We start from the raw sequence: 10,026 nt of genomic DNA, 5'->3' as shown, positions 1-10,026 counted from the left end.
AAGTCCCCCTCAGGAGGCGGTGTGGCATGGGCCGATCCTCCCCTGCCGTCGTCTCACGGACCGCGACGGGTGCGAGCCGTTACACTTCCCGGTCGATTCTTGCCGCCTGGAACCCCTCGATGCCCCCGCGCCAGCGCTTCGCCGTCTTCGGCCATCCCATTACCCATAGCCTGTCGCCGCGCATCCATGCCGATTTCGCCCGCCAGTTCGGCATCGACCTCACCTACGAGGCGATCGACGCGAATCCCGAAGGCCTCGCCGAAGCCGTGCACGCCTTCTTCGTCGAGGGCCGCGGCGCCAACGTCACCCTGCCGCACAAGGCCGCGGCGTTCGCCATGGCTGATATCGCCACGGCCACCGCCACGCGCGCCGGTACCGCCAACGTGCTCACGCGACTGCCCGATGGCAGGCTTGAGGCACACAACACCGATGGCGACGGCATGGTCCGCGACATCACCGAACGACACGCGATGGATTTGCGCGGCCATACCACCCTGCTACTGGGTGCCGGTGGCGCGGCCCGCGGCGTGGCATGGCATCTCCTGGATGCCGGCGTGGGTACGCTAACCATCGTCAACCGCAACCCGGTGGCCGCCGATAACCTGGCCGACGCCATCGGCGATCCGGCGCGCGCGCATACGCGGTATTGGGAAGACCTCCACGACATCGGCAGCTTCGACCTGATCGTCAACGCCACCTCCGCCGGCACCCTGGGCGGCGGCCTGGACCTGCCGGTATCGATCATCGGTTCCCGCGCCCTTTGTTACGACCTGTCCTATGGAAAGTCCGCCGCGGGATTCGTCGGCTGGGCTCGTGGCGCAGGTGCCCGCTACGCCTTCGACGGCTTGGGGATGCTGGTCGAGACGGCAGCCGATGCGTTCGAACGCTGGCACGGCAAGCGGCCGGATACTGATCCTGTTTATACGGAGCTTCGCCAAACATACGGCTGATCCCGCGCGCGGCACCGCAAGAAGTTGCGGCCACACGTGGTTTTTCTTGCACTTGTTCGCAAGAGAATGTTATTAAAGTTTGGTGACACCGCTGGGGAGCGGGGAGCATAGAACCACGCGATGGACCGCGAAGCGGTGTTGTCGCTGCCAGGGGGCTGGCAGCGCCATGCACTAGGGAAGCCAAATGCTTAATTCAAAACTGAGATCCGCCGTGCTTGCTGCACTGGCGGTGGGATACCTATCGGTGCATGGCGCCGCTGTCCTGGCCCAAGACACCTCCACGCAGTCGCAAGATACGCCTGCAGCCGCCAACAGCAAGGAGATCAAGGCCGCCAAGCGACTTGAAGCCGTCACCGTTACCGGCTCGCTGATCCCGCAGTCTGAAATCGAAACCGCAACGCCGATTACCACCATTACCGCGGAAGACATGAAGATACGCGGCTTCGCTACCGTAGCCGATGCGCTCCAGCAATCCTCTTTCGCCACCGGCGGCGTGCAAGGCGCGCAGTTCACCGGCGGCTTTACGCCGGGAGCGCAAACGCTGAGCCTGTTCGGCCTTTCACCCAGCTACGTCAAATACCTGATCGACGGGCGTCCCATGTCGGACTTCCCGGCGCTGTACAACGGCAGCGACACCTTCAACAGTATCAGCGGCATTCCCGCTGAACTGGTCGAGCGCATCGACATCCTGCCCGGCGGCCAGTCGTCTTTGTACGGCTCGGACGCGATCGCCGGCGTGATCAACATCGTGCTAAAGAAGAAGCTCGACCGTCCGTCGATCGATGTGCGCTACGGCTTCTACCAGCGTGGCGGCGGCCCGAGCCGCCGCGTAACGCTCGCCGACAGCTTCACCATCGGCCGCTTCAACCTTCTCGTGGGCCTGCAGTATGAAAAGCAGGACGCCATCTGGGGCTTCGACCGCGGTATCACATCCCACTACTACGCCAACGGCACCAGCGCGCCGGTGGCCGGCCGGGACGTACTGGTGTCCAGCGCCACCGGCAACGGCTATCAGTTCTTCGATCCCAACAACTGCGCCAACGTCTCCAATCTTTTCGGCGGCAGCGAGGCCAAGCAGTTCCGTCCGGGCAGCGGAGAATACTGTGGCTCCTTCCTCTCGCCGGGCTATCGCACGCTCAAGAACAACAGCGAAAACGCCCAGGCGTATGCCCACGGCACGTTTGACATCAACGACCACAACCAGCTGTACGGCGATTTTCTCTACAACTACGATGAAACCCGATTCGCCACCGGATCGAACTATACGTTCTGGTCCACCGGCGTAAGCTACGGTTACATCTACGATCCGCGCTACGACGACTACTACACGTTGCAGCGCGCCTTCGCCCCCGAGGACATCGGCCAGGGCGGCTATAAATCGATCCAGAACAAACAGACCACCAACGCCTGGCGCGGTACCTTCGGCGGCAAGGGCTCTTTCGGCGAGTCGAACTGGGATTACGACGTTGCCGTTACCCACACCGAACAGAAACTGATTACGCGTGACTGGCAGCGTTTCACCGATCCGATCGAGGCCTACTTCGCCAGCCACGTGCTGGGCGAGCAGGAGGGCGTCACAGACGACGGTTATCCGATCTTCGAGCCCAACTATGCCGCGCTGTACAACCCGATTTCTCCCGCGGATTTCGCCGCATTCAGCGGTTACACCACCACCCATGCAAAAACCTGGGACAACATGCTGCGCGGGCAGGTTACCGACGCCAGCCTGTTCACGCTCCCGGGCGGCGATGCGGGTATCGCGCTGGTGGCCGAAGGCGGCAACCAGGGCTGGTCATACGTACCGGACGCGAGGCTTTTGAACGGCGGTGTCTGGGGCACCACCGACGTCCAGGGTGCGGGCCATCGCAACCGCTACGCCGCCACCACGGAACTGCGCCTGCCGGTGTTCTCCATGCTTACCGTGGATGTTTCCGGCCGCTACGACAAATACAAGGTGGAAGAGCAGTCGGTGGACAAGGCCACCTACAACATCGGCCTGGAATTCCGTCCCTTCGAAAGCCTGCTGCTGCGTGGCCGCTACGGCACCGCATTCAAGGCGCCCACCCTCAGCGATGAATTCCAGGGTGCATCTGGCTATTTCTCCGGTGTCACCGACTACTACCAGTGCGCGCTGCGCGGCTTCAGGGGCTCGAACATCTCCGACTGCCCGGCGCCCTACAACGACACCCAGTTCTTCGGCACGCAATCGGGTAACACGAAGCTCAAGCCGATTACCGCCAAGGTATGGAACTACGGCGTGGTCTGGTCGCCCTGGGTACGCACCTCGTTCAGCGTCGACTACTACCACTACAGCATCAAGAACGAGGTCAACACGCAGAGCGCCGACTTGCTTTCGCAGAATGAAGCGCGCTGCCGGCTGGGCGAGTTGGATATCGGCTCACCACTGTGCGTGGAGGCGCTTTCGCAGATCACGCGCGACGGCCAGGGCTTCATCACCGACATCTACACGCCGAAGGTGAACGTCTCCAATGAGATCGTCAACGCCATCACGGCCGACGCAGCCTACCTGCAGCCGCTTGATGCGTACGGCTCGCTCGGCTTCAGGTTGTCCTACAGCGATATTCTCACCCACAAGTACCGCCCATTCCCAGGCGACGAGATGATCGACCTGCTGCGCGACCCGACTCAGTCGATCGGCGATTTCAAGTCGAAGGTCAACGGCTCGATCACCTGGAATTCCTCCAGCCACCGCTGGGGCGTCACCCTGTACGGCACGCGTTACGGCAGTTCGCCCAACTACCTGGCAAGCACCTATGGCTTTGCCGAGGACGGTGCCGGCCGGCTGAAGCCGTGGATCCTGTTCAATACCAGCGTGCAGTTCAATCCGACGGACGACTGGGCGCTATCGTTGAACGTGAACAACGTCGCCAACAAGATGCCGCCGCCGGACCACAGCTACCCGGGCACCAGTGGCGCGCCGTACAACGAATTCCTGTACGACCCTTACGGCCGTGCGTATTACCTTGAGGCGACGTACAAGTTCTAGGCGCTGGTCAGAACTGGTTCGCCAAAGCCCCGCCTGGTTTCAGGCGGGGCTTTGACTTTTCCGGCGGTTGACGCCATCAGGGCCACGCACGCGCAAGGCCACGCTGATGCGCGGCCCACTTGCCGTGGTTTGCTTGGGAATGCCGTGGTCGTAATGCAGCTGCGTGGCGTAGCTCATGACCAGTACCGAACCTGGCACCATATCCACCTGAAGTACCCGGCGGGGCGGTAGCTTGGCCCGGATCACCATGCGGCGCGTGGCGCCCAGTGACAGCAGCGCGATGGGCTCGCCTTCGCGGATGAATCCAAGCTTGTCGTTGTGCGGCGCCACGCTGTCTTTTTCGTCCCGGTAATAATTAAGCCCCGCACTGTCGTATGGCGCGTCAACCACCGTGCGGACGGCTGCAGCCGCCTCAAGCAGCAGGCCCGGCGTGTCGCGCACGTCGAGCCGGTATTCCGCGCGCAGCCGGGGGACGTCCACCTCATGGTCGTACATCAGGCGCCGGTCGGCCTGCCAGGGCACGCCATCGCGCAGCCTTGCGAACCAGTCCGCGGCGGTTGTCGCTGGAATGACATCCAGTGCGTGCACGATGAAGCCCGAGGCGTCGTCAAGCAGCGCCTCGGAACCGCCGGCAAAAAGGGAAGGTTGGCTCATCGTTCCAGCCTACTCGCTCAGGTCAAGTCAAGGGTTCGATGCTCCGGACAGCGTGAAGATACCCTCACACCGTGTTCGCGGCACATGCCACGCCGTCGACGAAAAATCTTCCCAAGGTTTCAGGCCCTGCCGATGAAGAGCAAACGCGACTACGGAAGCTACGATCCCGCCAGCGCCAAGGCTGCCGCCAGTCGCGGTGCGCCGTCGGCTCGCCCCGGAGCCAATGCCGCCCTTGCACCAGCGCCGCGCAAGACACCGGTCAAGGCCGCCCGCCGACCGCGCCAGGCCTGACCCTCTTCAACCGGCCAGGTAGTCGTCCTTGAGCCTGACGTAATTGGCCGCGGAGTAAACCAGCATCTCCACCTGTTTTTCGGTGAGCAGCCGCACGAAGCGCGCCGGGTTGCCCACCCACAATTCGCCCTTGCCCACCGCCTTGCCGGGCGAAAGCACCGCACCGGCGGCGAGGAACCCGTAGTCGCCGACCGACGCCCCGTCCAGGACGGTGGCGTGCATGCCGACCAGGGCGAAATCGCCGATGGTGCAGGCGTGGATCACGGCGGCATGGCCGATGGTGACGTCATGCCCGATGATGGTGGGGAAGCCGCCCGGGGTGTAGGGGCCATCGTGGGTGACATGGACGATGGCGCCGTCCTGGATATTGCTGCGGGCGCCGACCCGGATGTGGTGGACATCGCCCCGCAGCACGGCGCCGGGCCATACCGAAGCGTCGTCGCCCAGTTCGACGTCGCCGATCACGGTGGCGGCAGGATCCACGTAGACGCGTTCGCCCAGGCGCGGATAGATGCCGCGGTAGCTGCGGAGATGGTTCATCGGGGCATTCTACCGCCGCCGTGGCGCTTGATTTCGCAGCCTGCGGTCGCCACGCTGGCTGTTCGGGCGCACGGTGCGCCCCACGGACCGGAAACCCAAGGCATGACGACGGAAAATCCCCTGCTCAGCGACGAAGCACTGCCGCCCTTCCCGGCCATCCGGCCCGAGCACGTGGAGCCCGCCATCGATACCCTGCTGGCCGAGTACCGCCAGGCCATCGATGCGCTGGTGCTGGCCGGCGGCGGCAGCTTCCAGGCCGTCATGCTGCCGCAGGAGCGCCTGGAGCAGCGCCTTGGGCGGGCCTGGTCGCCGGTGAGCCACCTGCATTCGGTGGCCGACACCGAAGCCCTGCGCGAGGCCCATGGCCGCGCGGAAGAAAAACTCACCGACCACGCCATTGAGCTGGGTCAGAACCGCGAGCTCTTCGCCGCCGTGCAGGCGGTGGCCGCGCGCAGCGATTTTGCCGGCCTGCCGCGTCCGCAGCGCGCCGCCGTGGAACACGCGCTGCGCGATTTCCACCTTTCAGGCGTTGCCCTTGAGGAACCGGCCCGTTCACGCTTCCGCGAGATCGGCGTGGAGCTGTCGAAGATCACCACCGAGTTCTCCAATGCGGTGCTCGATGCCTCCGAGGCCTGGCAGAAACATGTCAACGACGAGCGCGACCTCGCCGGCATCCCGCCGTCGGGCGTGGCGGTGCTGCGCCAGTACGCCCAGGAGGCCAAGCTCGACGGCTACCTGGTCACCCTCAAGCAGCCCAGCGTGCAGGCGGTGATGACCTACGCCGACAAGCGCGAGCTTCGCGAGCAGGTGTATTGGGCCTACCAGACGCGGGCATCGGACCAGGGCCCGAACGCGGGCAAGTTCGACAATACGCAGCGCATCGAACGGATCCTGCAGCTGCGTCACGAGGCGGCCCAACTGCTTGGCTTTGCCAACGCCGCGGAGGAATCGCTGGCCACCAAAATGGCGGACTCTCCGAAGGTGGTGCTCGACTTCCTGCGCGACCTTGCCGCCCGCGCCAAGCCCGTGGCCCAGAAGGAACTGGTACAGCTACGTGAATTCGCCACCCAAAGCCTGCGCCTGGACGGCCTGGAACCCTGGGACGTGGCTTACGCTGCGGAGAAACTGCGCCAGCAGCGCTACGCGCTGGATGAAGAACAGTTGAAACCTTACTTCGCCCTGCCCGCGGTGATCGACGGCCTGTTCCGCCTGGCTGGCCAGCTGTATGGCATCTCGCTGGCCCCCAACGAAAACGCACCCAAGTGGCATGACGACGTGCGCTATTTCGACGTGCTCGACGCCGACGGCACGGTGTTCGCCGGCGTCTATGTCGACCTGTATGCCCGCTCGGGCAAGCGCGGCGGCGCATGGATGGATGTCTGCCGGGCACGCTTCCGGGACGGCGACCAGTTCCACCTGCCGGTGGCCTACCTCACCTGCAATTTCCCGCCGCCTACCGGCGACATGCCGGCATTGCTCACCCACGACGACGTCCTCACCCTGTTCCACGAATTCGGCCATGGCCTGCACCACCTCCTGACCGAGATCGACATCCCGTCGATCGGCGGCATCGACGGCGTGGAATGGGACGCGGTGGAACTGCCCAGCCAGTTCATGGAGAACTTCGGCTGGAACCGCGAGGCGCTGAACCTGTTCGCCCGCCATTACCAGACGAACGAACCGCTGCCGGATGAACTCTACGAGCGCATGCTGGCCGCCCGGCACTTCCATGCCGGCCTGTTCCTGGTGCGCCAGCTCGAGTTCGCCCTGTTCGATTTCCTGCTGCACCTGAACTACGACCCCGGCCACGGGGCGCAGCCGATGAACGTGCTGGAAAAAGTGCGCCAGGAGGTCGCCGTGCTGCATCCGCCGGCCTGGCAGCGCTTCCCGCACGCGTTCACGCATATCTTCGCAGGGGGCTATGCGGCCGGGTACTACAGCTACCTCTGGGCCGAGGTGCTCTCGGCCGACGCCTTCAGCAAGTTCGAGGAAGCCGGCGTGGTGGACCGCGCCAGCGGCGATGCCTTCCGGCGCGAGGTGCTGGCCGTGGGCGCATCCCGCCCGGCGCTGGAATCGTTCGTGGCGTTCCGCGGGCGTGAGCCCAGGCCCGATGCCTTGCTGGCCAGTTACGGCCTGACCTGAAAACCCTCCGGCGGGGACTCGAGCACGTTAGGCACGTTAGGGGGTCAGAGTCATGACTCTGACCCCCCACCTGCTGACCCCCACCTGCGTCGGTGAAGGCGCTTCGCTGCCGATTTTGCACCGCCCTTTCATCTGGTACGGCGTACTTTTGGCGCCGACACCGTGCGCACCGCGGCGGGTCAAGGAGGGGTGTCATGGCAAGAAACCTGTCACGCGCGGCCACGCTGGTAGCGCTGGCCCTCATCGTGCCCATGGTGCACGCGGCAACCCCGACGCAAGGCTCCATCATCCGCGGCTTTGCCGTGGGGCTGCTCGCCTTCATCCTGCTTGCGCCTACCGCGCTGGGGGTTGCCATTGGCCTGCTGGGCAATCCGCGCGAGCGCTGGTTGCGCGGCGCCTTCCGCGGCGGCGCCACGGGCCTGGGTTCCATGGTGGTGCTGTTGCTGGTGCTTGGCGCGCTGATCCGCGTTACCTGACCCGTCCGAGTTGCCATACACGGCCGCTACAATGCGGCCATGAAGATCGCCTCCTGGAACGTCAACTCGCTCAAGGTCCGCCTGCCCCACCTGCAGCAGTGGCTGGGCGAAAGCCAGCCGGACATCGTCGCGCTTCAGGAAACCAAGCTCGAAGACAGCAAGTTCCCGGTGGACGAGATCGCAGCCCTGGGCTACCGCAGCGTGTGCTCGGGCCAGAAAACCTACAACGGCGTGGCGATCCTGGCCCGCGGCGAGATCACGGACGTCGTGACCGACATGAGCGGCCACGACGATCCCCAGCGACGCATCCTGGCCGGCACCATCGATGGCATCCGGGTGGTCAACCTTTACGTGGTGAACGGCAAGGCCGTCGGCGATGAGAAGTACAGCTACAAACTGGATTGGCTGGCCCGGATGCGCGATTTCCTGTCCGCCGAATTGACGCGTCATCCGAAGCTGGTGGTGCTGGGCGACTTCAACATCGCGCCCGACGCCCGTGACCTCTACGACCCGGTGGCGTGGGGCGAGGACATCCTCGCCTCGCCGCCCGAGCGTGCCGCACTGAAGGCCATCACGGACCTCGGATTAACCGACAGTTTCCGGATTTTCGAAGAAGATGCGGGACATTTCAGCTGGTGGGACTACCGCCAGGCTGCGTTCCGGCGCAACATGGGCCTGCGCATCGACTTGATCTTGATCAGCGATGCTCTCAAATCACTGGCATCGGCCGCTGCCATCGAACGTACCCCGCGCACGTGGGAGCGCCCGTCCGACCACACCCCGGTGGTCCTGGAGTTGAACGTCTAGATGAATACCCCAACCGATTGGCCCAGCTCGCTGGATGATGCCGAACTCGAGGAGCTCGATCGCTACCTGCGCGCCCACTGCGGCGACGGCGATCTCCTGCTCGATGGCGTCCACGGCATGTTGTCGGCCATCGCCGTCGGCCCTGTCCCGGTCACGCCCACCGAGTGGCTGCCCGAAGTGCTCCATGACGCCTTCGAGGACGAAGACGAGGGCAATCGCGTGCTGGCGCTCCTGGCCAAGCTCAACGACTCGATCCTGGCCGAGCTCGAGGTGGATGCCTACGAGCCGATCCTGGGCGAGATCGACCTGGACGCAGGCCCGGTGCTATCGGCCGCGGGCTGGTGCGAGGGCTTCAGCCGCGGCATCGACATACGTGCCAGCCTCTGGGAAACCCGTCTGGCCGGTGATCCGCAGCTGATGGAACTGCTCGGCCCGGTGATGGCCCTGGCGGTGGACGAGGGCATCCTCACCGCCGATGCGGAGTTCGAGAAACTCACCGACGACGAATACGACGAATGCCTGTCGCAGGTGCCGATGGTGCTCGCCGCGGTCAACCAGTACTGGCGGCAGAAAACGCCTACCGAAGAGGAACTGGCCGCCGCGCCCCATCCAGACGACGACGATCCGGCCCCGCCTCGCCAGCGCAGCGGCGAGTGGGTGCACTAGCAACCACCGTCGAGGCCAGGCCACAGGTTCACGGCTTGGCCGCGCTCATCCCCGCCACGCGCTCGGCCACCGGTGCCAGCGTGGTGCCGGCAGCCTGCCCGGGCGAATCCAGGTAGTAGTACGCCGTCGCCGCGATGTCGTCCTGCCGGTAGTAATTGAGCCAGCCATCGGGCGCATTCGCAGCAGCCGGATCGATCTTGCCGTCCTCCAGCAGCTTGATGAAATGCTCCCGGCCGCCCGGGGCCAGCGTCACCGGCTGTAACGGCACACCGGCCTTCTTCAACGCCATCACCTGCTTGCGCGGTCCGCCGCCGATCTGCTGCAGGCGCACTTCGCACTCGCGCTCGAACATGATCGGGTCGGGTACGTGCAGCCGGTAGAACAGCCAGCGGTTCGTTCTCTTGTCGGCAATCGGCGCCCCCTGGTATCGCTGGACGTACGGGCCCAGGCCCCAGCCGGAACCGAGGTAGTCCTCGCTGCCGGTACCGGCAAG

Annotated in this window: 10 protein-coding genes; 7 read left to right on the top strand and 3 right to left on the bottom strand. The window is 64.9% G+C overall.

The window, feature by feature from the left end; translation table 11 throughout:
* Window positions 1–119: 119 nt before the first annotated feature.
* The gene (gene aroE, locus VK519_RS01345) at window positions 120–950 is read left to right on the top strand and encodes a shikimate dehydrogenase (protein WP_324346930.1); all 831 of its coding nucleotides are present in this window, start codon (window positions 120–122) and stop codon (window positions 948–950) included.
* 184 nt (window positions 951–1,134) lie between these two features.
* Window positions 1,135–3,957, top strand: a complete 2,823-nt coding sequence (locus tag VK519_RS01340; RefSeq protein ID WP_324346928.1) for a TonB-dependent receptor domain-containing protein — start codon at window positions 1,135–1,137, stop codon at window positions 3,955–3,957.
* Between the two features lie 39 nt (window positions 3,958–3,996).
* On the opposite strand, the gene VK519_RS01335 is transcribed toward VK519_RS01340, so the two are convergent.
* A complete protein-coding gene (locus tag VK519_RS01335; RefSeq protein ID WP_324346926.1) occupies window positions 3,997–4,611 on the bottom strand; it encodes an alpha-ketoglutarate-dependent dioxygenase AlkB in 615 nt (204 codons plus the stop codon).
* A 132-nt stretch (window positions 4,612–4,743) separates the two neighbouring features.
* Here VK519_RS01335 and VK519_RS01330 point away from each other — a divergent pair, with 132 nt between their 5' ends.
* The gene (locus VK519_RS01330) at window positions 4,744–4,902 is read left to right on the top strand and encodes a hypothetical protein (protein ID WP_324346924.1); all 159 of its coding nucleotides are present in this window, start codon (window positions 4,744–4,746) and stop codon (window positions 4,900–4,902) included.
* A 6-nt stretch (window positions 4,903–4,908) separates the two neighbouring features.
* Here VK519_RS01330 and VK519_RS01325 read toward each other — a convergent pair whose 3' ends face one another.
* A complete protein-coding gene (locus tag VK519_RS01325; RefSeq protein WP_324346922.1) occupies window positions 4,909–5,442 on the bottom strand; it encodes a gamma carbonic anhydrase family protein in 534 nt (177 codons plus the stop codon).
* Window positions 5,443–5,544: 102 nt separating this feature from the next.
* Between VK519_RS01325 and VK519_RS01320 the strand changes: the two genes are divergently transcribed.
* The 4 genes from VK519_RS01320 to VK519_RS01305 all read left to right on the top strand — a co-directional run bounded on the left by VK519_RS01320 (window position 5,545) and on the right by VK519_RS01305 (window position 9,533).
* Window positions 5,545–7,584 (top strand): M3 family metallopeptidase, encoded by a 2,040-nt coding sequence (locus VK519_RS01320; protein ID WP_324346920.1) that lies wholly within the window; start codon window positions 5,545–5,547, stop codon window positions 7,582–7,584.
* A 194-nt stretch (window positions 7,585–7,778) separates the two neighbouring features.
* Window positions 7,779–8,060: a hypothetical protein gene (locus VK519_RS01315; RefSeq protein ID WP_324346918.1), complete on the top strand. Its 282-nt coding sequence runs from the start codon at window positions 7,779–7,781 to the stop codon at window positions 8,058–8,060.
* Between the two features lie 39 nt (window positions 8,061–8,099).
* Window positions 8,100–8,867, top strand: a complete 768-nt coding sequence (xth, locus tag VK519_RS01310) for an exodeoxyribonuclease III (RefSeq protein WP_324346916.1) — start codon at window positions 8,100–8,102, stop codon at window positions 8,865–8,867.
* Window positions 8,868–9,533, top strand: a complete 666-nt coding sequence (locus VK519_RS01305; RefSeq protein WP_324346914.1) for a YecA/YgfB family protein — start codon at window positions 8,868–8,870, stop codon at window positions 9,531–9,533. It begins immediately after the preceding gene.
* A gap of 28 nt (window positions 9,534–9,561) precedes the next feature.
* Here VK519_RS01305 and VK519_RS01300 read toward each other — a convergent pair.
* A partial coding sequence (locus VK519_RS01300) for a DUF2961 domain-containing protein (RefSeq protein ID WP_324346912.1) occupies window positions 9,562–10,026 on the bottom strand: 465 nt, incomplete at its 5' end.

The organism is Pinirhizobacter sp., assembly GCF_035317885.1.
In the GTDB taxonomy this organism is placed as follows: Bacteria; Pseudomonadota; Gammaproteobacteria; order Xanthomonadales; family Rhodanobacteraceae; genus Pinirhizobacter.
Note: the sequence above shows the minus strand (reverse complement) of the source record. Positions and strands in the feature narration are given on the sequence as shown.

Coding starts and splice junctions, on each gene's coding strand:
- aroE (WP_324346930.1), top strand. CDS start 120: ATGCCCCCGCGCCAGCGCTTCGCCGTCTTCGGCCATCCCATTACCCAT.
- VK519_RS01340 (WP_324346928.1), top strand. CDS start 1,135: ATGCTTAATTCAAAACTGAGATCCGCCGTGCTTGCTGCACTGGCGGTG.
- VK519_RS01335 (WP_324346926.1), bottom strand. CDS start 4,611: ATGAGCCAACCTTCCCTTTTTGCCGGCGGTTCCGAGGCGCTGCTTGAC.
- VK519_RS01330 (WP_324346924.1), top strand. CDS start 4,744: ATGAAGAGCAAACGCGACTACGGAAGCTACGATCCCGCCAGCGCCAAG.
- VK519_RS01325 (WP_324346922.1), bottom strand. CDS start 5,442: ATGAACCATCTCCGCAGCTACCGCGGCATCTATCCGCGCCTGGGCGAA.
- VK519_RS01320 (WP_324346920.1), top strand. CDS start 5,545: ATGACGACGGAAAATCCCCTGCTCAGCGACGAAGCACTGCCGCCCTTC.
- VK519_RS01315 (WP_324346918.1), top strand. CDS start 7,779: ATGGCAAGAAACCTGTCACGCGCGGCCACGCTGGTAGCGCTGGCCCTC.
- xth (WP_324346916.1), top strand. CDS start 8,100: ATGAAGATCGCCTCCTGGAACGTCAACTCGCTCAAGGTCCGCCTGCCC.
- VK519_RS01305 (WP_324346914.1), top strand. CDS start 8,868: ATGAATACCCCAACCGATTGGCCCAGCTCGCTGGATGATGCCGAACTC.